The sequence below is a fragment of the Foliimonas ilicis genome (assembly GCF_039939195.1).
Taxonomy (GTDB): Bacteria; Pseudomonadota; Alphaproteobacteria; order Rhizobiales; family Rhizobiaceae; genus Foliimonas; species Foliimonas ilicis.
Genome location: NZ_JBDUUH010000001.1, coordinates 241,596 through 262,947, shown reverse-complemented (window position 1 = coordinate 262,947; position 21,352 = coordinate 241,596). Strand labels below are relative to the sequence as shown.

Below are 21,352 nucleotides of genomic sequence, written 5' to 3'. Positions count from 1 at the left end.
CACCCAAGCGATTTCGAGTGAGGTTACGCGCGCTACTTTGGCTCAGAGAGTGGTTTTGTCCGCCGAAGGAATCTGGTCTGCTTCCTCGGTGTCATTCCTGTGCAGCAGGATGGGTTGGCGGGTAAAACCTTTCACGCCCGAAATCTCGTGCTCGTCGCGGTTGATGTCGATCGGGCTTTGGGCATAGATCGAAATCAGGCGCGACAGCGAGAGAAGCGCGTCCATATGGATGCGTTCATAGCCATGCGATGCATCGACGCCGAATGTCACGAGCGCGGTGCGTACATCGTGACCGGCCTCCAGTGCCGAGGCGGAATCCGAGCGGTAGTAGCGGAAAATGTCCTTCTGGAACGGAATGTCGTTCTCGCGGCAGAGGGAAACGAGCTTTTTCGTCAGATGGTAATCGAAAGGCCCGGTCTGGTCCGCCATGGCGACGGTCACGCCGAATTCGGAGGAGTTCTGTCCAGGAGCGGTCGTGCCATTGTCGATCGTGACCATGGAGGCGATTTCCGGCGTAACCACAGAGGAAGCGCCAAGGCCGACTTCTTCGCCGATTGTGAAAAGCCAATGAATATCGACCGGTGTCGAAACATTGGCGCGCATAAGCGCCTCGATGGAGGCGAGCATGATGGCCACGCCTGCCTTGTCGTCGAGATGGCGCGAAACGATGAAACCATTGTCGAGAAATTCAGGCTGCGGGTCGATTGCAACGATGTCGCCGACATCGATGCCGAGCGCCATCGTCTCATCCTTGCTCGATGTCAGCGCATCAATCCTGAGTTCGACATGGTCCCAGCCGACCGGCTGCGTATCGACCTCGAGATTATAGGTGTGACCGGAAGCCTTGAGCGGCAGGATCGTACCGCGATGCACCGTGTTTTCGCTGTAGATATTGGCACGCGCGCCTTCCGCGAAGCGCGACGACCAGTTTCCGATTGGAACCAGTTCCAGCCGTCCGGATGGTTTGACGAGTTTTACCTGCGCGCCAAGCGTATCGAGATGCGCGATGATCGCGCGGGCGGCACCAGTCCGCTCGCCCTTCTGCACAGCACGGATCGCGCCGCGCCGCGTCAATTGCGGTGACAGCCCAAGCGCCTTTAGTTCGCGTGCGCAATAGCGAACGATCGTATCCGTATAGCCTGCCGGGCTGTCGATGGTGAACAGGGCGCGCAATTGCGCCGCGAGGTATTCCGCGTCGATGTCCGGCAGTTTCAGCGGTTGTTTCTTGGTAGAGATGTCGTTTGTTCCTGTCTTGGCCGCGATTGCGGGAAAAGTAGATCGACGAACCGTTCCGCAGTTGGCTGCGGTTCGTGGTTGGCAAGGCCCGGCCGCTCATTGGCCTCAATGAACACGTAATCCGGCTCGGTCGGCGATTTGACCATCAAATCGATGCCGACGACAGGTATACGGATAGCGCGCGAGGCCTTGCAAGCGGCCTCGACGAGGCGCGGATGCACGATGCCCGTCACGTCATGGATGGAGCCGCCCGTGTGGAGATTGGCGGCCTTGCGGACGACGATTTCCTCGCCGTTCTTGAGCACCGTATCGAGATCATATCCCTGCTCGGCAAGCGTGCGTCGCGTTTCGTCGTCGATGGGTACGGAACTCTCGCCGCCAGTCGCTCTCTTGCGCTGTTTCGAATAGCGCTCGATCAATGTTTTGAGCGTGCTTTCGCCGTCACCATAAACCCGTGGCGGACGGCGCACGGCGGCGGCAACGAGCTTGTGATCGATGACGACGAGGCGCAAATCCTCGCCCTCAAAGCACGATTCGATCAGCACCTGATCGCAGTTGCGGCTGGCAGTCTCGATTGCGGCTTCGATGTCCTTGACGGTGGTCAGACCGACGGCAACGCCACGGCCCTGTTCGCCGCGTACCGGTTTTACGACCACGCTGCCGTGGCGTTCCAGAAAGCCGGAAACGGCATCCATATCGCCGTCGAAAGCGAGACCTTCCGGTACGTTCAATCCTGCACTCGCGACTACACGGCGCGTGACTGCCTTGTCGTCGCAGATCGACATGGCAACGCCCGATGTCATTTCGGACAGGCTCTCGCGGCAATGCACGGAACGTCCGCCATAGGAGAGGCGGAAAAAGCCGCCTTCCGCATCGGTTATCTCGACCATCACGCCGCGGCGGCGGGCCTCGTCCACGATGAGGCGTGCATAGGGGTTAAGCGCGTCATAGCTGGCAAGCGGGGCCGCAAAAAGCTGCTCGTTGATCGAGTTTTTGCGTTTGACCGTGAAGACCGGAACGCGTTTGAAGCCGAGCTTTTCGTAGAGCTTTATCGCCAGCTTGTTGTCGTGCATCACGGACAGATCGACATAGGAAGCGCCGCGCGCCTGAAAATGCTCGGCCAGCCGGCGCACCAGCATTTCACCGATACCGGGATGGCGCGCCTGCGGATCGACGGCAAGGCACCAGAGCGAGGAGCCGCGTTCGGGATCGCTGAACAGACGGCCGTGATCGACACCCGTCACCGTGCCGAGGATTTCGCCCGTCGTTTCCTCTTCGGCGACGAAATAGGTGATTGACCGGCTGTCGCGGTTCGCCCAGAAGAAATCCGGCTCGACCGTGACCATGCTGCGCGATGCATAGATCGCATTGACTGCTTTCGCGTCCGCTTCGGATGAGAGGCGCCTGACGAAATAGCCTTTTGGTTGCCTGCGGCCCGCGCGGTAGGTCGAAAGGTCGAGCCTGTAAGTGTGCGACGGATCGAGAAACGCTTCCTGCGGGGCGGTCGACAAAAGCACATGCGGGTCACGTACATAGAAGGCGATGTTGCGCCGATGCGGACCTTCATCCTCCAGCGCATCCATGATGCTGCGGCTGTCGGCAAAGGTCTGCGAAAAGACGAGCCGGCCCCAGCCGCAATCGAGTGTAACGTCGCTGCGCACCGCATTGCCGTCCGTGCCGTTTTCGTTGATCGGCGGCTGCATTGATTGCTGGCGCAGACGCTTCAGCCGGTGACTGAGCGCCTTGTCGCGTCGCACCGTTCCGGTGGTTGCGCCGCTGTCTGTGTCCTTGCTCACGAGCTTAGACTCCATGGGTCTGAAGCCACATTTCGAGAAGCCCCGCCTGCCAAAGCTCGGAGCCCTGCAGAGGCGTGATGTGATCGGCAGGCGATGCAAACAGTTTGTCGAGATAGGCTTTGTCGAACAGGCCGCGTTCGCGTGCCGACTGGCTGGTCAGGCTGTCACGAACCATGTCGAGATAGATGCCATCGACATATTTGAGCTGCGGAACCGGGAAATAGCCTTTCTTGCGGTCGATGACCTCGCTCGGAATGATTCTGCGGGCGACATCTTTCAGAATGCCCTTGCCGCCATCGCGCAGCTTTTCTTCCGGCGGAATGCGCGCTGCAAGCTCGACCAGCTCGTGGTCGAGGAACGGCACGCGCGCCTCGAGCCCCCACGCCATGGTCATGTTATCGACGCGCTTGACCGGATCGTCGACCAGCATGACGGTCGAATCCATGCGAAGCGCACGATCGACCGGCGTATCGGCACCGTCGCGCATCAACTCACGCTCAATAAGGTCATGCGTGTAATCGCGGTCGGGCTGCCAATCCTTGCCGAGCTGGCCTTTCAACGTCGCATGGTCGCGGTCGCGGAAGCCTTTCGAATAATCAGTCACGACATCGTTGGAATCCATCAGCGGCGGATACCAGTGATAGCCGCCGAACACTTCGTCGGCACCCTGACCGGACTGAACGACCTTGATATGCTTCGATACTTCTTTCGAGAGCAGATAGAAGCCGACATTGTCGTAGGAGACCATCGGCTCCGACATGGCCGCGAACGTGCCGGGAAGGGCTTCCATCAAATCGTCGGAAGGCACGAAAATCTTGTGATGATCCGTGCCGAATTTCTTGGCGATCAGGTCGGAATAGACGAATTCATCGCCCTTTTCGCCATTTGCTTCCTCGAAACCGACCGAAAAACTCATCAATCCGGTCTGGCCGGCCTCAGCGAGCAGACCGACGATCAGGCTGGAATCGACACCGCCTGAAAGCAGAACGCCAACCGGAACGTCGGATACCATGCGCCGCTTCACGGCAAGGCGCAAAGCATCGAGCAGGCTTTCCTGCCACTCCTCGCGCGACATCGTACGGTCCGTCTTGTCGCGTGCGAAAGGCGGATTCCAGAACAGATGATCGACGAATTTGCCGTTGCGCTCAAACACGCGAACGGTCGCTGGCGGCAGCTTGCGCACGCCGTTCAGGATGGTACGCGGCGGCGGCACGACAGCGTGTAGGCTCATGTAATTGTGCAGGGCGGCCTTGTCGATCGACGTATCGACATCGCCAGCCGCGAGAATTGCCGGTAGGCTGGACGCGAAACGCAGGCGTTTGCCGCTCGTAGAATAATAGAAAGGCTTGATGCCGAAACGGTCGCGCGCAAAGGCGACGCGTCCTGTCTCGCGCTCATGGATCGCGAATGCGAACATGCCATGAAAGCGCTTCACGCACTCATGTCCCCACGCATGCCAGGCTTTTATGATGACCTCGGTGTCGCCTTCCGAGAAAAAGACATAGCCCTTGGCCTCAAGTTCCTCGCGCAATTCGGGATAGTTGTAAATGCAACCATTAAAGGCGATGGTCAGTCCCAGAACGGGATCGACCATAGGCTGCTGCGCCTTTTCGGTAAGGTCGATGATCTTGAGGCGTCTATGCCCCAGCCCGACATTACCGTGGACGATCATCCCGGATGAATCCGGTCCACGCGGTGCCAGCGCGTTCGTCATTGCTGAAATGGCAGACACCATGGGTGCCGAACCGTCGAAATTTATTTCACCGCAAATACCGCACATGTGAGCGGGCGCACCTCCATTGTCGTAACAGATCAAACGGCCGCTGCCTGAAGCGTGTTTGTTTCAGGCGGACGACCGCAACTCGTGGTTTCTATGGATTGCCAACGGTGCCCCGCCGGAATGGTTCCGAAATTTCCTGACTTAAATCCCGCGCGAACGATTCACGCAGTCACGTGCTTGACAATTTTTGTCTGCCGTGAAAAATTTTGCAGCAACTGATAAAAATATCAGGTTGATAAATGAACGGGACGAGAAACGGTCTTTTGAGGGATGACGACGCCAGCATGGCGACCCGTGCTGCGTGGCTGCATTATGCCGGTGGCATGACGCAGTCGGAAGTCGCCAAGAGGCTCGGCTTAACCAGTCTCAAGGCGCACAGGCTCATCACCAAGGCCAATCAGGAAGGCCTCGTCAAAGTCTTCATCGATGGCGATGTCGCCGAATGCGTGGCTCTCGAAAACGAACTTTCAGCGCGCCATGGCCTCGATTATTGCGAAGTCGTTCCCGATTTCGATCTGGATAATTTGCCTCTCAAGGCGCTCGGCATGGCGGGCGCGCAATTTCTGAAGCGAGAAATAGAGCGCGGCGAAGAAGCGTTGATCGGTGTCGGCCATGGCCGCACGCTTGCGGCGTCCGTCGAATATCTGCCGCGCATGTCGGCAGGCAAGACGCGTTTCGTTTCGCTTCTCGGCGGCCTGACCCGCAAATTTTCTGCCAGCCCGCATGATGTGATCCACCGCCTTGCCGAACGCACCGGCGCGGAAGCCTATGTCATGCCGGTCCCGTTCATCGCCAACAATGCCGAGGACCGCGCCGTTCTGCTTGGACAGAAGGGCATTGGCGAAGTGTTCGATCTCGTGAAATCCGCAACGCTTCTGCTGGCAGGCATCGGAACGGCCGAGGTCGAGGCCTCGCTGGTTGCCACCGGCATGATCGAGAAGTCGGAAATCGCCGAGATCAAGGCGGATGGAGGTGCCGGGGAATTGCTCGGTCACTTCTTCGACGACAAGGGCGACCCGGTCGAAACCGCGCTCGCCGATCGCACGCTTGCCATGGGAAGGGAGGAGCTCGAGAGCAGGAGGATTGTTGCCGTCGCAGGCGGCAAGGTGAAGATTCGTGCCATCAAGTCAGTGCTTGCGAGCCGCTATCTGAGCGGCCTGATTACCGACGAGCGAACGGCACGGGCGCTCGTGGAGACTTCGCCGGGAGGATAGCCGGCTTCACGTCAACGACTACACTGTGGAGGAGAACGCAATGTATGACAAAGAAAACGACCTGATTGGCGCATTCTTGCGCGGGCAGGTGGACCGTCGCGGCCTCATTAAAGGTCTCGGCGCAATGGGTCTGGCCGCTGGCACGGCAGGCACGCTTCTGAACCTCGGCGCGACGCGCGCGCTCGCCGCCGATTTCGACTGGAAGGCGCATGAAGGCAAAACGCTGAAGCTGCTTTTGAACAAGCATCCTTATGCCGACGCCATGATCGCCAATCTCGACGCCTTCAAGGAACTGACCGGCATGAACGTCGTCTATGACGTCTTCCCGGAAGACGTCTATTTCGACAAGGTGACGGCTGCACTTTCGTCCGGCTCGTCCGAATATGATGCCTTCATGACCGGCGCATATATGACATGGACTTATGGCCCCGCAGGCTGGATCGTCGATCTCAACGAATTCATCAACGACCCCGCCAAGACCAATCCCAATTATGCATGGGACGACTTCCTGCCGGGCGTGAAAAATTCCTGCGCATGGAACGGCCAGCCCGGCGGCGCGCTGGGTTCGGAAGACGCCAAGCAATGGTGCATTCCGTGGGCGTTCGAGCAGAACAACATCACCTACAACAAGGCGATGTTCGAAAAGGCAGGCGTCGAAACGCCGAAGAACCTCGACGACATGATCGACGTGTCGGCGAAACTCCAGAAAGATGTCGGAGGCATTTACGGCATCGGCGTTCGCGGATCGCGTTCCTGGGCGACGATCCATCCGGGCTTCCTGTCCGGCTATGCGAACTTCAATGAAAAGGATCTGACCGTCACCGAAGATGGCAAGCTTGCCGCTGCGATGAACACGGCGGGTTCCAAGGCATATCACGCAAAGTTCGTGCAGATGATTCAGGAAAGCGGCCCGCGCGACTGGTCGACCTACACCTGGTATCAGGTCGGCGCGGATCTGGGTGCAGGCGCTTCGGCGATGATCTACGACGCCGATTGCCTCGGCTACTTCATGAATGGTGGCGACAACAAGATGGCGGGCCAGCTTGCCTATGCCGCCTTCGCCGCCAACCCCGAAGCGACGGAATCCACGCCGAATATCTGGATCTGGTCGCTTGCCATGTCCAACTTCACGAAGGACCGGGACGCGACCTGGTACTTCCTGCAATGGGCATCCGGCCCCGAGCATGCATTGTTCGGCGCAACCAAGATGGACTTCGTCGATCCGGTTCGCCAGACGATCTGGAAGGACGAGAGCTTCCGCGAAAAGCTGAACACGAAATATCCCGGCTATGTCGAGATGTTCGATGCGTCGGCCGCGGGCGCCAGCATCAAGTTCACGCCGCAACCGCTTTTCTTCGACGTCACGACCGAGTGGGCCGCGACCTTGCAGAAAATGGTTGCCAAGGAAGTGCCGGTGGACGAGGGCCTCGACAAGCTTGCCGAAAGCATCAACCGGCAGCTCAAGGAAGCCGGTCTCGGCTAAACAGCGCGCAGGAAATCCGCCGCGCTTTTGCGGCGGATTTCCGCACTCGCAGTCAACTTGGCCGTCCGTACGGATGGCGACACGCCTTTGAAGACATTGCGCCCTGCGCGAGGTCTGCGGGCGAAGCCCATTGGAGCAGGCGATGACCGCCACGATCGCAAGACGACAGAACGCTTCCCGCTTCAGGATAAGCAAGCGGATGCTGCCCTATGTGCTGAGCCTTCCGGCTTTGCTGGTCTGCATTGCCATTCTGATACCGTTCTTCACGGCGGTTGTTTACTCGTTCCAGCGTTATCGCTTGAGCCAGCCTTGGGCGCGCCAGTTCAATTGGGGTGAAAACTACCTGAACTTCTTCAGCGACCCGAGTTTCTGGAACACGCTGAAAGTCTCGCTTCTCTATGCAGGCATAACGGTCGTCGTCGAACTTCTGCTCGGCCTTGCCATTGCGCTGCTTCTTCAGAAGCGCTCGACGGTCAACAATTTCATCTCGATCATGCTTCTGATGCCGCTGATGACGGCGCCGGCACTTGCCGCGCTGATGTGGAAGCTGATGACCAATCCCGGCTTCGGCATTTTGAGCTATTTCGCGACGCTTGTCGGCCTGCAGGATTTCCGCTGGGCGTCTTCGCCAAGCACCGCTCTTTTCACCGTCGTTCTGGTCGATGTCTGGGTCTACACGCCCTTCATCATGATCCTGCTTCTGGCCGGGCTTCGAAGCCTGCCGACGCAGCCATTCGAGGCGGCGGCACTCGACGGCGTGCCGAGAACCTTCGTGTTCTTCCGCATCACATTGCCGATGCTGACGCCCTACATTCTGACCGCGACCCTTTTCCGCCTGCTCGATTCGATCCAGCAATTCGACATCATCTACGCGATGACGCAGGGCGGGCCGGGCGACACGCTGACTGTCTTTCAGGTCGAGGCCTATCTGAACTTCTTCCAATCGACCAATGTCGGGCGCTCGGCGGCTTTGATGATCATTCTGTGGGCGATCACCTATTTTCTCTCCAACATTTTCATCAAGAACTGGTTGCGGCTGCGCGAACGCGCCCGTGGCGAAGCGTAAGGAGGGCCAAGACATGGAACATACATCTCCACTGGAACGCATCCTCCGCGCCATCGCGCTCACGTTGGTCGTCATCTTCTTCATGTTCCCGATTTTCTGGATCCTGATGATGTCGTTTCAGACCAACGAAACGATCCTGCGCATTCCGCCGACCATCATTTTCGAGCCGACCCTGCAGAATTATCAGGCGCTGATAACGGGCAAGCTGACGACCGCAGCAGGCACACTCGACATCGCCTTTATGCGCAATCTAGGCAACTCGGTGTTCTTGTCGGTCTCGTCCGTTGCGGTCGCCCTTCTGCTCGGCGTCCCGGCGGCTTACGCATTCGCGCGGCATAAGTTCAAAGGCTCGGAAGACATCGCTTTCACGCTTCTGTCTTTCCGCTTCGCGCCGCCGCTTCTGGTACTTCTGCCGCTGACGCTCTACTTCCAGCAGATCGGCCTTTCGAACACTTATTTCGGCCTGATCTGGGTCTACCAGCTCATCTGCCTGCCGTTGATCCTTTGGATCGTGCGCGGCTATTTCGAGGATATTCCGGCCGACATCGAATATGCCTATCGCATCGGCGGGCATTCCTGGTTCGCGACATTCCGCAAGATCGCCCTGCCGCTTGCCGGTCCGGGCATTGCAGCGGCGGGCCTGCTCGCCTTCATCTTCGCCTGGAACAACTTCATCTTCGCGCTCGTGCTGGCCTCCGCCGACAAGCAGCCGGTGACGGTCGGCGCGCTTGCCTTCATCACATCCTCCGGCATCCAGTACGGGCAAATCTCGGCGGCCATCGTGCTTTCGATAGCACCGACGCTGGCGCTCGCGCTTTATGCGCAACGCTACCTCGTCGAAGGTCTGTCGCTCGGCGCGGTGAAAGGATAATCCATGGCCAGCCTTGAACTTCGCAACATCGTCAAACGCTACAAGACCAACACGGTGCTCGACGATCTGTCCCTGAGCGTGGCCGATGGCGAAACGCTTGTCCTGTTCGGGCCATCGGGTGCAGGCAAGACGGTGCTGCTTCGTTTGGTGGCGGGCGTTATCGATCCGGATCAGGGGCAAATACTGATCGACGGTGAGGACATGGCTGATGTCGAGGCCGAGCATCGCGGCATCGGCATGGCGTTCCAGAACTTCGCGCTGTTCCCGCACATGAATGCTTACGACAACATCGCGACGGCGCTGGTGGCAGGCAGAGCCGAAAAAAGCGCGGTCAAGGCGGGCGTCGAAAGCGTCGCCCGGCTTTTGAAGATTGACCATGTTCTGAGCCACAAGCCGCGCGCACTTTCCAACGGGCAGAAGCAGCGCACCGCACTGGCCCGCGCGCTGGCAGGTTCGCCGCCGCTTCTCCTGCTCGACGATCCGTTGCGCAATGTCGATGCGAAGCTGCGCTTCGAGATGCGTCTGGAATTACCGCGCCTTCTGGCTGACCAAGGTGCGACCGTGGTTTACGTCACGCAGGATTACAAGGAAGCAATGGCGCTGGGAGATCGCATCGCGGTCATGTCGAAAGGCACGATCCGCCAGATGGGTACGCCGGAGCAGATTTATCTCGAACCGGCGGATATGGAAATCGCGCGGCTGTTCGGCGATCCGACGATCAACCTGCTCGATGTCAAACCGTTCAAGGACGAGCGCGGCATCCATGTCTCGCTATCTGATGTCAGCATTTATCTGCCCGCGACTGCGGCCGATGTTGTCGGGCGCGAATGCGTGATTGGGCTGCGGCCAGAAGCCATCTCTTTCGTCGATGCCAAGCAGCCGGGCGCAATTCCCGTCGAGGTCGAGGCGGAAACGCCGCTCAACGAAAAGACGGTGACACTCGTTCGCACTCTGAGAAACCGCGAAATTCTGGTCTCGCGGCCTGCAGGTACGCCCGGCCCGACCGAGGGCAAGGCGTATATCTCGGTCGATGCCAAAAGTGCGCTTTTGTTCGACAAGGCGAGCGGCGCACGCATCGGTGCTGGCAACACCATCCCCCTGCGCAGCGGAGAAGCGGCATGAGCAACAAAGCGCTGACCATTTCCGCAGTCGATAAATTTTACGGCCCGATCGACAAGGGCGTTCACGCCGTTCAAAACCTTTCGATGGAAATCGAGAAGGGTGAGATCATCGCGCTTCTTGGCTCGTCCGGTTGTGGCAAGACATCGACCCTGCGGATGATCGCCGGTTTCGAGGAGGTGTCACGCGGCACGATCTCGCTTCGCGGGCGCGAGGTGCAGAAGCTTCCGCCCGTCCGCCGCAACGTCGCCATGGCCTTCGAAGGCTATTCGCTCTACCCGCCACTAACGGTACGCGAGAACATGGCGTTTGCGCTGAAAGCCGCGAAGCTTTCCAAAAGCGAGGTCGAGCGAAAACTCGCGGAAATCGCCAAGCTGCTGGAAATCGAGGATATTCTGGAGCGTTATCCGAGTTCGATTTCGGGTGGCCAGCAGCAGCGGGCAAGCCTTGGCCGCGCGCTGATCCGCAGTGCCGATCTGCATCTGCTGGACGAGCCGATGGGGCAGCTTGAGCCGCAGCTTCGCGCGGTGCTGCGCGGCCGCATCAAGCATTACATCAAGGAACGCGGACTGACCGCCATTCTGGTCACGCACGATCAGACGGAGGCGAACGCGCTGGCAGACCGTATCGCGGTGATGGAAGGCGGCGTGCTCCAGCAATTCGATACGCCCGAAATGATCAAGGAAAAGCCGGCGAATCTTTTTACCGGCACATTTGTAGGCGAACCGCCGATGAATGTTTTCGATGCCTCTGTCGAGGCGGAAGGCGGCAAGCTCAATTTGAGACTGCCCGAAAACGTCTCGCTGTCCTACGACGAAAGCGCCTTCGATACGCAAGTGCGCGAACGGCTACTGAAACAGCGCAACGTCGTCATCGGCATCCGGCCTTATGCGGTTCATCGCGTGAAGGCGGGTGCGCCTGCCACCGTATCGGCCAATCAATGGCTGGGCGACCAGACGCATATCGCGGCCGATTTTGCAGGCGGCTCCATCGTGCTGGTCGAGCATGACAGGACGCGGCTGGAATTCGGGCAGCCGATCAGCATCGGCATCGACCCGCAGAACCTGCACGTCTTCGACCGCGCGAGCGGCGAGGCGCTGTCGCATGGCGCGGAGCTTGCCTGATGCGTGACGTGCTTATCGGCATCGATGCGGGAACCTCCGTCATCAAGTCGGTCGCCTTCGATCTTTCTGGCAAACAGATCGCATCGGCAGCACTGCCGAACAGATATGACACGATTGCCGGTGGCGGTGCCGAGCAGGACCCGGACCGCACATGGGCCGATACCGCCGAAACGCTGCGCAAGCTTGCCGATGCGGTGCCTGATCTCGCCGCACGCACCGTCGCGATTTCGGTGACGGGCCAAGGCGACGGCACGTTCCTGATCGACAGCGAAGGTAAATCGATCGGCAAGGGCTGGCTCTGGCTCGATGCGCGCGCTGCGCCGCTCGTCGAGGAATATCGCGCCCGCCCGGAAGATCGCATCCGTTTCGAGAAGACCGGCAGCGGCCTTGCCGCCTGCCAGCAAGGCCCGCAACTTGGCTGGATGAAGCGGCATTTCCCGGAAATGACATCGCGCGCCGCTACCGCCTTTCACTGCAAGGATTGGCTTTATTTCAAATTGACCGGCAAGCGCGTCACCGATCCGTCCGAAGGCATGTTCAGCTTCGGAGATTTCCGAAAGCGCGAATACTCCGAGGAGGTCGTGGATATTCTGGACCTTCGCGATCTCCGCCACATTCTGCCGCCCGTCGTCGATGGTACGACGCATCATGATGCGCTGTCCGATGAAGCTGCAGCGCTCACAGGTTTGCTTGCAGGCACGCCCCTTGTTCTCGCCTATGTCGATGTGGTCTGCACGTCGCTCGGTGCCGGTCTCTATGACCGCACAAAACGGCCCGGCTGCTCGATCATCGGTTCGACGGGAATGCATATGCGCCTTGCATTCACGCCTGACGATGTTCGCCTCAACCCGGAGTCGACCGGCTATACGATGACGATGCCCATCCCCGGCGTCGTCGCGCAGATGCAGTCGAACATGGCTGCAACGCTGAATATAGACTGGGTTCTCGGTCTCGCCTCGGGCATCCTTGCTTCGCAGGGAATTGCCCGCAACTCCGTGGACATGATCGCGATGGTCAATGAGTGGGTCGCATCCTCCCAGCCCGCCTCATTGATCTATCAGCCCTTCGTGTCCGAGGCGGGCGAGCGCGGGCCATTCGTTGACGCGAATGCCCGCGCCGGCTTTATCGGCATATCGAGCCGCCATGGCTATGCCGATCTCGTTCGCTCCGTCTTCGAGGGCCTCGCTTTCGCAGCGCGCGATTGCTACTCCGCAATGGGTCCGGTGCCGCATGAAGTGCGCCTGACCGGCGGTGCCGCGCGCAGTTCAGCACTGCGCAAGATACTGGCCGCGGCAATCGGGACGAGAATTCGCACCAATCGCCGCGAGGAAGCAGGTGCTGCGGGTGCAGCGATGATTGCCGCGATCTCCATCGGCCAATATTCGTCGATGGATGATTGCGTTGCCGAATGGGTTTTGCCGCTGCTCGATGAAGCGGAGGAGCCAGATGCGGAGCTTGGCGAAACCTATGCGCGCAACTTCTCGGCATACACCCAGGCCAACGCCGCTTTGCGACCCGTCTGGCGGTCGATGGCAGCGTCGAGGAACATATGAGCCGGATATGAGAACGGGACGATGAGCAGGAAAATTACCATCATAGGCGACCGTTTCATGTTGCCGGAAGTCTTCAAGGCGGAGATCGAAAAGGCCTGCGGCGACGGTCTGGACATACGAACGCAGCAGACGGCGTGGCCCGACGAGCCGATGGAACATGGCTACGCCGTGGATGGCATGGACGGGCTCAAGGAATATTTCGGCAAGCCGGATGAAGTCGTCGATTTCATCGGCGATTCCGAGATTTTCGTCACGCAGCTTTCCCCGCTTTCGGAAGGCATGATGAAGCGCCTGCCCAACCTCAAGCTGGTGGCGGTGTCGCGCGGCGGTCCGGTCAATATCGACATGGCGGCTGCAAGGCGCAATGGCATCACCGTGGTCAATACGCCGGGCCGCAACGCGAGCGCTGTTGCAGAATTCACCATCGGCGCGATCCTTGCTGAGACACGGCTCATCCGTGTCGGGCATGAAGCCCTGCGTGCGGGCGAATGGCGCGGCGATCTCTACCGCGCGGACCGGACAGGTCGCGAGCTTAATGAGATGACGGTCGGCATTGTCGGCTATGGCAATATCGGCACGAAGGTCGTCAAGCTGTTGAAGGCTTTCGGCTGCAAGATTCTCGTCTCCGATCCCTATGTCCAGCTCAGCGCCGAAGACCGCAATTCCGGCGTCGAGCTGGTCGCGCTCGACGATCTCCTGAAACGCGCCGATGTGGTGACGCTGCATTCGCGCGTGACCGAGGAAACGCGCCACATCATCAACCGCGAGACGCTTGCCATGATGAAGCCGGACGCGCTTTTCGTGAACACGGCGCGCGGCCCGCTGGTCGATTACGATGCGCTTTACGAAGCTTTGGTCGATGGGAAGCTCGGCGGCGCGATGCTTGAAACTTTTGCGGTCGAGCCGGTGCCTGTGGATTGGCCGCTGCTTCAATTGCCCAATGTCACACTGACGCCGCATATTGCTGGTGCTTCCGTCCGCACCGTCACCTTTGCCGCCGAACAGGCTGCGGAAGAAGTCCGGCGCTTCATCGCCGGTCAGCCGCCGCTCAATCCCTGCTGAGACTGAAAATGACAGACATCGCGCTTCGGCAATCGATCATCGACAATTGCATCCAGATGAACACATCCGGTCTCAACCACGGCACGTCCGGCAATATCAGCCTGCGTTCTGGGTCCAACATGCTGATCACACCGAGCTCCACGCCCTATGGCCAGATGAAGCCGGAAGACATTGCATCAATGCCGCTTGAAGGCGACTACGGTTCTTGGGAAGGGCCGCTGAAACCATCGGTCGAATGGCGCTTCCACCTCGACATCTTGAAGGCGCGGCCAGATGCGGGCGCGGTCGTCCACACGCATTCGCCCTTCGCGACGATCCTGGCGATTGCCCGCAAGGACATTCCCGCCTGCCACTATATGATCGCGGCGTTCGGTGGCAGCAACATCCGTTGCTCCGGATATGCGCGTTACGGCACGAAGGAACTGTCGGACGAAGCGATTGCAGCACTTGAGGGTAGGCAGGGTTGCCTTCTTGCCAATCACGGAATGATTACGGTCGGTGCAAATCTCGAACGCGCAATGTGGCTTGCGGTCGAGCTGGAAATGATCGCCAAACAATATTATCACGCGCTGCTGATCGGCGGGCCGGTGATCCTGTCCGACGAGGAAATAGCCGAAGTCCGGCGCGATTTCGCAAGCTACGGCCAGCAGCCGCGCAAGCTGAAGGCGGGCTGAGCGCTCGCACGGAGTATCGAAATGATCGACCAGAGCGACACAGTCGACCTCTTCATCATTGGTGGCGGTGTGAATGGCGCAGGCATTGCGCGCGATGCTGCGGGCCGCGGTCTTTCGGTTATGCTCTGCGAGAAAGACGATCTCGCGCAGGGCACCAGTTCGCGCTCCGGCAAGCTTGTCCATGGCGGTCTTCGCTATCTTGAATATTACGAATTCCGGCTGGTGCGCGAGGCGCTGATCGAGCGCGAAGTCCTGCTGGAGGCAGCACCTCACATCATCTGGCCCATGCGCTTCGTGCTGCCGCACAGCCCGAATGATCGCCCGGCGTGGCTGGTCCGCCTAGGCCTGTTTCTCTACGACAATCTGGGCGGCAGGAAACGCCTGCCCGGCACGCGCACGCTTGATCTGCGCAGCGCGCCGGAAGGTGCGCCGATCAAGGATGAGTTCAAAAAGGGTTTCGAATATTCCGACTGCTGGGTCGATGATGCGCGGCTCGTCGTTTTGAATGCGCTCGACGCGCAAGAGCGTGGCGCGCGCATTCTGACCCGCACGCAATGCGTTTCCGCAAGACGGGAAAACGGCCTCTGGTCGATCGAAATCCGCAACACGCTGACCGGTCTTACAAAGACGACCCGCGCGCGCCTGCTGGTCAATGCGGCGGGGCCTTGGGTGAACGATGTCATCGGCCGCGTTGCCGGGCAGAACTCACGCCGCAATGTCCGGCTGGTCAAGGGCAGCCATATCGTCGTGCGCAAATTCTGGGAAGGAAAGCAGGCCTATCTTGTCCAGAACGACGACAAGCGCGTCATTTTCATCAATCCCTATGAGGGCGATCTGGCGCTTATCGGCACGACTGACATTCCCTATGAGGGCAGGCCGGAAGACGTACGCGCCGACGAAAACGAGATCGATTATCTGCTGCGCGTCGTGAACCGCTATTTCAAAAACGGCCTGACACGCGCGGACGTCATCCATAGTTTTTCTGGCGTTCGTCCGCTCTATGACGACAATGCCGACAATCCGAGCGCGGTCACCCGCGACTATATTTTCGAGCTGGACAATGACGAGGGGCAGGCCCCGCTGCTTTCCGTATTCGGCGGCAAGATCACGACATTCCGCAAGCTTTCCGAACATGCGCTGGAAAAGGTCAGCCGGTTCTTCCCGCATATGAAAGGCGCATGGACTGCGAAATCGTATCTTCCCGGCGGCGATATTCAGAACGCGGATTTTGACGCTTTTCTCGCCTCGCTGAAGAAATCCTATGGCTGGTTGCCGCACAGTCTGGCGCTTCACTATGCGCGTCTTTACGGAACGCGTGCGCATGGACTGCTTCACAAGGCGAATTCCCTGTCCGATCTCGGCATGCATTTCGGCGGTGATTTCTACCAGAAGGAGGCCGAGTTTTTGGCCGAGGAGGAATGGGCCGTAACCGCCGAAGATATTCTCGACCGGCGCACCAAGCATGGTCTGCATCTGACGCAATCTGAACGGGCAGCTTTCGAGGCGTGGTTCGAAACCGGCCATGCGGCGGTCGGGCTGTAAGATGGGCTTCACGCTTTCCCTGAACACCAATCCGCTGGTCAATCGCTTCGCTGACCCAGACGATCTGATCGACACGATAGCCGGCCGCATCGGCATTCGCGATATCCAGCTCACGCATGAATTCATCAATCCGGGCTGGCCGGCAGCGACGATTACGAAATTCATACGTCAGTTCGATAAGGCGCTCGCCCGCACCGGCGTCCGCGTCACATCCGGCATGACCGGGCCTTATGGAAGGCTCAATCATTTCGGCCATCCCGACCGCGATGTACGCCGATATTATGTCGATTGGTTTAAAACCTTTGCCGACATTTCAGCCGAACTCGGCGCGCCCGGAATGGGCACGCAATTCGCGATTTTCACGCAGCGCGATTACGACGACCCAGTGCGCCGCGAAGCGCTTCTGGATGTTGCGCTGGATTGCTGGGCTGAAGTTGCCGAGCATGGCAAGGCGGCGGGGCTTTCCTACCTGTTCTGGGAGCCAATGTCGGTCGGTCGCGAATTCGGCCACACGATTGAAGCATGCCGCGTTCTTCAGGCGCGCATCGACAGGGCACCGCTCGATATCCCATTGAAGATGATGGTCGATATCGATCATGGAGACGTCACATCGCCGGATCCCGCCGACATTGATCCTTATGCGTGGGCGGCGGCATTTCCCAAACAGTCGCCGATCATCCACATCAAGCAATCGTCGATGAACAAGGGCGGGCACTGGCCATTCACTGCCGCCTACAACAAGGACGGTCGCATCACGCCGGAAAAGCTTCTGGATGCTGTGAAACGCGGTGGCGGAACCGACAATGAGATATGTCTCGAATTGTCGTTCCGGGAGCGCGAACCGACGGATCATCTGGTGGTCGAGATGATCCGTGAATCGGTGGATTATTGGGTGCCCCACCTCGAGACAGGCAGGGCGCATCTTTCTTCGTTTAAATAGCGATCAGCTTACCTTGGGATCGAGGCTGCCATCGCGGTAGCGCTTTGCCATGTCCGAAACGGCAATCGGCTTAATCTTGTCGGCATGGCCAGCCGTGCCGAACTGCTCGAAGCGGTCCTTGCAGAGCTTGGTCATCGCTTCCATCGCAGGCTTCAGATATTTGCGCGGATCGAACTCGGATGGGTTTTCCGCAAACACTTTGCGAATAGCGCCGGTCAGCGCCATGCGGTTGTCGGTGTCGATGTTGATTTTGCGAACGCCATGCTTGATGCCGCGCTGGATTTCCTCGACCGGAACGCCCCAGGTCGGCTTCATCTGGCCGCCATATTTGTTGATGATCTCCTGCAAATCTTCCGGCACGGAAGACGAACCGTGCATCACCAGATGCGTATCCGGCAGGCGGCGGTGGATTTCCTCGATGACGTTCATGGCAAGCACGTCGCCATCCGGCTTGCGGCTGAATTTGTAAGCGCCGTGGCTGGTGCCCATTGCAACTGCCAGCGCATCGACCTTGGTGTCGCGCACGAACTGTGCCGCCTGCTCAGGGTCGGTTAGAAGCTGGTCGTGGCTGACTTCGCCTTCGAGGCCGTGCCCGTCTTCCTGCTCGCCGCCGCCGGTTTCCAGCGAACCCAGAACGCCGATTTCGCCTTCGACCGAGACGCCGCCCCAATGGGCCATGTCGACCACGCGGCGCGTGATGCCTGCATTGTATGCGTAATCGGCAGGCGACTTGCCGTCTTCCATCAGCGAGCCGTCCATCATGACGGAGGTGAACCCGTTCTGGATGGCGGTCATGCAGGTGGCTTCATTGTTGCCGTGGTCGAGATGCATGCAGACTGGAATGTCTGGATGAATTTCGACCAGCGCGTCGATCAGCTTGGCCAGAACGACATCATTTGCATAGGCGCGCGCGCCGCGGCTTGCCTGAAGGATCACCGGAGAACGCGTTGCTTCGGCGGCGACCATGATCGCCAGACCCTGTTCCATATTGTTGATGTTGAACGCCGGAACGCCGTAACCATGCTCGGCGGCATGATCGAGCAACTGCCTCAGGGTGATACGCGCCATATTAAATTCCTTCCGTTCAATCCAGATTTTCGACCCTCACCTAAAGGAAGATAGGGCGGGCCTGCAATATGCGATAGCGTCCTCTATCGACGGCAAGATGACTTTTCCATGTGGGTTTTGGTCGCTTTGGGCGATTTTAGCCTCAAAACCATACAAAAATTATGTTGAAATATGTCGGCAAAACAGGCCTTTGGCCAGGTGGCATCCTTTCGAATGCCGTGCAGAAAATCGAGGAGGAATGCCATGGCTTCGGTATGGGTCGGAACGAGCTGGAAGATGAACAAGACGCTGGGCGAGGGCCTCGCCTTTGCCGATGCGTTGAAAAGTTTCCTGCCCTCGCTGGACGAGCGCATTCAGCCTTTCGTCATTCCCTCATTTACGTCCGCGCGCCAGGTGAAGGCGGCACTCGGCGGAACGCGCGCAAAGGTCGGTGCGCAGAACATGCATTGGGCCGATGAGGGTGCGTGGACGGGCGAAATCTCGCCCTTGATGCTCAGAGATTGCGGCCTCGATCTGATCGAGCTTGGCCACAGCGAAAGACGCGAACATTTCGGGGAAACGAACAACACGGTCGGCCTCAAGACGGCCGCAGCGGTAAAACACGGTTTCGTGCCGCTGATCTGCGTCGGCGAAACGCTTGCCGAGCGCGAGGGTGGGCATGCAGTCCAGATATTGAGCGAGCAGGTAAAGGGCGCGCTGAAATTCCTCGGCGACGACATGCTGGCAGCGCCGATACTGTTCGCCTACGAGCCGGTCTGGGCAATCGGCGAAAACGGCATTCCGGCAAGCGCCGATTATGCCGACCGTCAGCAGGCGCTCATCAAGGAGGTTGCTGACGAAATCCTGCATGCCGCGCCGCCCGTGCTTTATGGCGGCAGCGTCAATCCGGGCAATGCTGCGGAACTGATCGCGCAGCCGCATATAGACGGGCTTTTCATCGGGCGTTCCGCCTGGCAGGCGGAAGGCTATATCGATATTTTGAAGCGCGTATCAGCCGTTATCTGAGGCTGGCTCGTCATGTTCGGGAGACGGGCGCACGAAGTCGCCTGTCTGCGAATTCATCACCCATAATTCGCCGGTCGAAATATCGAACCAGCATCCATGCAGCGACAGACGGCCCTTCTGTTCGAGTATCTTCACGCAAGGAAAAGTGCGCAGATTGCTGAGCGAATAACGTATCGAAATCCGCTCGAGCGCAGTCTGGCGCTCGGATGCGGTCATAAGGGTATTTTCGGACACGCTTTTTGCGACCGGCGCGACAAGGCTCATCCATTTACCGATGAAATCGCCCGGCGAAAGCGGCTCTGAATTAGGATCAAGCGCTGCGCGTATGCCGCCGCAACGACCGTGACCCATCACGACGATGTTCTTCACCTTCAGCGTCTGCACTGCAAATTCAAGCGCTGCCGATGTCGAGTGATACTGATCGTCAGGCGCATAGGGCGGAACGAGATTGGCGACATTTCGCACAACGAAAAGCTCACCCGGCCCGGAATCGAAGATCGTTTCGGGTGCCGATCGCGAATCGCAACAGGCGATCACCATCGTTTCGGGCGTTTGCCCTTTTTCGGCGAGATTTTTATACCGGCTGGTTTCGGCGGAAAAACGACCGCTCATGAAATTGCGATAACCAGTCAGGAGACTTTGCGGCAGATCGACCATGACGCGCAGATAGCGGGATTTTTTGTCCGCGGCAATGCGAATATTTGCACTGCCGTTATGACTAAGCATCAATCCTCAAGAGATGATTGTCCCAGACATAGTCGGGCGCTTTTACGGAAGCGCGTTCCGGCGCAATGATTTCACCCGCACCTGTCGTTGCGAGGAACCCGGATTGGTCGGGCGCCAGCCCGCACACTTCGACCAGTGAGGCATCGGAAACAATGCGTCCGCTGGCAGCGTCGATCACCGCAAAGCAATTGCCCTGAGGCGACGAGACGGCGACCGTACCCGCTTCCGTATTGGATGCGACCGAGCCGATATAATTGCGAAAGCCGGTCAGCACTTTTTCCGGCATATCGAGAAGCGAAAGTTCCTTGCCACGCGATGCGCGCCCGACAAGCGACGGGGTTTCCGTCATAGGGCCTTCATGCTGGCACCCGAACCAGACCGTATTTCTGTCGTCGATTGCCATATGCCGGATGGAAAGCTGATGCAGTTTGGCAGGCAATTCATGCTTTTCAAGTAGATCGCCCGATACGCGATCCACGAACACCAGCGACGGTTTCATCGTCGGCAGATTGAGCTTGGCGCGGCCGAAATCGGGATGCGTTTCAATGCCGCCATTGGCGATCACCAGCGTCTTGCCATCCGGCAAAAGCAGCAATTCATGCGGCCCTACGCCATGCGTTGGAAACTCGCCGAGCCGCACGAAATTGTTGCGGGCGTCGTAGATGCCAACCATGCCCGCCGCATTGTCGAAATCGTTCTCGGTCGCATAAAGAAGCGCGCCGTCCGGCGAAAAAACGCCATGTCCGAAGAAATGGCGGCCGGGAATGCTGGCGATGGTAATCGGCTCGCTGGTGCCGTTGTGATCGAACACGATTGCGAATGTGCCCGGCTGGCGGGCAAAAATCACCGATTTGCGCGAAATTGGATCGAAAGTAATGTCGTGGCCGCGATCCGGCAGGGCTACATGGTGCAGAAGCCTGCCTTCTTCGCTGAGAATTCCAGCACCGTAACTGCCGTCGCGCTTCTGGAAAGCGGTCGCGAACACTGCATCGGCCTTCAAGGTCGCGGCGCGCGCGGCAGGCGAAAGCCCCAGAATAAAGCTCGCCCCCGCAGCCTTCAGGAAATCGCGGCGATCGAGCAGGGGCGTTTTCAT

General features: G+C 59.0%; 18 protein-coding genes. 12 read left to right on the top strand and 6 right to left on the bottom strand.

The window, feature by feature from the left end:
- Positions 1 to 42 precede the first annotated feature (42 nt).
- Genes ABFT80_RS01275 through ABFT80_RS01265 form a run of 3 tightly spaced genes read right to left on the bottom strand, consistent with a single transcriptional unit; the run spans position 43 to position 4,812 of the window.
- Positions 43 to 1,215 (bottom strand): osmoprotectant NAGGN system M42 family peptidase, encoded by a 1,173-nt coding sequence (locus ABFT80_RS01275; RefSeq protein WP_347970811.1) that lies wholly within the window; start codon positions 1,213 to 1,215, stop codon positions 43 to 45.
- Complete coding sequence (gene ngg, locus ABFT80_RS01270; protein ID WP_455189855.1) at positions 1,212 to 3,032, bottom strand: N-acetylglutaminylglutamine synthetase; 1,821 nt, start codon at positions 3,030 to 3,032, stop codon at positions 1,212 to 1,214. The genes ABFT80_RS01275 and ngg overlap by 4 nt, the downstream gene beginning before the upstream one ends.
- A 4-nt stretch (positions 3,033 to 3,036) precedes the next feature.
- The gene (locus ABFT80_RS01265) at positions 3,037 to 4,812 is read right to left on the bottom strand and encodes an N-acetylglutaminylglutamine amidotransferase (protein WP_347970040.1); all 1,776 of its coding nucleotides are present in this window, start codon (positions 4,810 to 4,812) and stop codon (positions 3,037 to 3,039) included.
- 239 nt (positions 4,813 to 5,051) lie between these two features.
- Here ABFT80_RS01265 and ABFT80_RS01260 point away from each other — a divergent pair, with 239 nt between their 5' ends.
- The 11 genes from ABFT80_RS01260 (at position 5,052) to ABFT80_RS01210 (ending at position 17,460) form a co-directional block, all read left to right on the top strand.
- Positions 5,052 to 6,026, top strand: coding sequence for a sugar-binding transcriptional regulator (locus ABFT80_RS01260; protein ID WP_347970039.1), 975 nt, complete (start codon positions 5,052 to 5,054; stop codon positions 6,024 to 6,026).
- A gap of 40 nt (positions 6,027 to 6,066) precedes the next feature.
- Positions 6,067 to 7,509 carry an ABC transporter substrate-binding protein gene (locus tag ABFT80_RS01255; RefSeq protein WP_347970038.1) on the top strand — a complete coding sequence of 481 codons (1,443 nt, stop codon included), beginning with the start codon at positions 6,067 to 6,069 and terminating at the stop codon, positions 7,507 to 7,509.
- Positions 7,510 to 7,651: 142 nt separating this feature from the next.
- Complete coding sequence (locus tag ABFT80_RS01250) at positions 7,652 to 8,575, top strand: carbohydrate ABC transporter permease (protein ID WP_347970037.1); 924 nt, start codon at positions 7,652 to 7,654, stop codon at positions 8,573 to 8,575.
- Between the two features lie 13 nt (positions 8,576 to 8,588).
- A complete protein-coding gene (locus ABFT80_RS01245) occupies positions 8,589 to 9,446 on the top strand; it encodes a carbohydrate ABC transporter permease (RefSeq protein ID WP_347970036.1) in 858 nt (285 codons plus the stop codon).
- 3 nt (positions 9,447 to 9,449) lie between these two features.
- The gene (locus tag ABFT80_RS01240; RefSeq protein ID WP_347970035.1) at positions 9,450 to 10,568 is read left to right on the top strand and encodes an ABC transporter ATP-binding protein; all 1,119 of its coding nucleotides are present in this window, start codon (positions 9,450 to 9,452) and stop codon (positions 10,566 to 10,568) included.
- Positions 10,565 to 11,689: an ABC transporter ATP-binding protein gene (locus ABFT80_RS01235; protein WP_347970034.1), complete on the top strand. Its 1,125-nt coding sequence runs from the start codon at positions 10,565 to 10,567 to the stop codon at positions 11,687 to 11,689. The genes ABFT80_RS01240 and ABFT80_RS01235 overlap by 4 nt, the downstream gene beginning before the upstream one ends.
- The gene (locus ABFT80_RS01230; protein ID WP_347970033.1) at positions 11,689 to 13,242 is read left to right on the top strand and encodes an FGGY-family carbohydrate kinase; all 1,554 of its coding nucleotides are present in this window, start codon (positions 11,689 to 11,691) and stop codon (positions 13,240 to 13,242) included. Before ABFT80_RS01235 ends, ABFT80_RS01230 begins: the two co-directional genes overlap by 1 nt.
- 21 nt (positions 13,243 to 13,263) lie before the next feature.
- On the top strand, positions 13,264 to 14,304 hold the full coding sequence (locus tag ABFT80_RS01225) for a 2-hydroxyacid dehydrogenase (RefSeq protein ID WP_347970032.1): 1,041 nt from the start codon (positions 13,264 to 13,266) through the stop codon (positions 14,302 to 14,304).
- An 8-nt stretch (positions 14,305 to 14,312) separates the two neighbouring features.
- A complete protein-coding gene (locus ABFT80_RS01220; protein WP_347970031.1) occupies positions 14,313 to 14,978 on the top strand; it encodes a class II aldolase/adducin family protein in 666 nt (221 codons plus the stop codon).
- A gap of 21 nt (positions 14,979 to 14,999) precedes the next feature.
- Entirely contained in the window at positions 15,000 to 16,520 is a 1,521-nt protein-coding gene (locus tag ABFT80_RS01215; protein WP_347970030.1) for a glycerol-3-phosphate dehydrogenase, read from the top strand.
- Between the two features lies 1 nt (position 16,521).
- Positions 16,522 to 17,460 carry a sugar phosphate isomerase/epimerase family protein gene (locus ABFT80_RS01210; protein ID WP_347970809.1) on the top strand — a complete coding sequence of 313 codons (939 nt, stop codon included), beginning with the start codon at positions 16,522 to 16,524 and terminating at the stop codon, positions 17,458 to 17,460.
- 3 nt (positions 17,461 to 17,463) lie between these two features.
- Here the strand turns inward: ABFT80_RS01210 and fba are convergent, their stop codons facing one another.
- Positions 17,464 to 18,528 carry a class II fructose-bisphosphate aldolase gene (gene fba / locus ABFT80_RS01205; RefSeq protein WP_347970029.1) on the bottom strand — a complete coding sequence of 355 codons (1,065 nt, stop codon included), beginning with the start codon at positions 18,526 to 18,528 and terminating at the stop codon, positions 17,464 to 17,466.
- 243 nt (positions 18,529 to 18,771) lie between these two features.
- Here fba and ABFT80_RS01200 point away from each other — a divergent pair, with 243 nt between their 5' ends.
- Positions 18,772 to 19,533 (top strand): triose-phosphate isomerase, encoded by a 762-nt coding sequence (locus ABFT80_RS01200; RefSeq protein WP_347970028.1) that lies wholly within the window; start codon positions 18,772 to 18,774, stop codon positions 19,531 to 19,533.
- Here the strand turns inward: ABFT80_RS01200 and ABFT80_RS01195 are convergent.
- Both ABFT80_RS01195 and ABFT80_RS01190 read right to left on the bottom strand, forming a co-directional pair.
- Entirely contained in the window at positions 19,519 to 20,190 is a 672-nt protein-coding gene (locus ABFT80_RS01195; protein ID WP_347970808.1) for a carbonic anhydrase, read from the bottom strand. The two genes, ABFT80_RS01200 and ABFT80_RS01195, sit on opposite strands and share 15 nt — an antisense overlap.
- Before the next feature lie 61 nt (positions 20,191 to 20,251).
- Positions 20,252 to 21,352 carry a DUF1513 domain-containing protein gene (locus ABFT80_RS01190; RefSeq protein ID WP_347970027.1) on the bottom strand — a complete coding sequence of 367 codons (1,101 nt, stop codon included), beginning with the start codon at positions 21,350 to 21,352 and terminating at the stop codon, positions 20,252 to 20,254.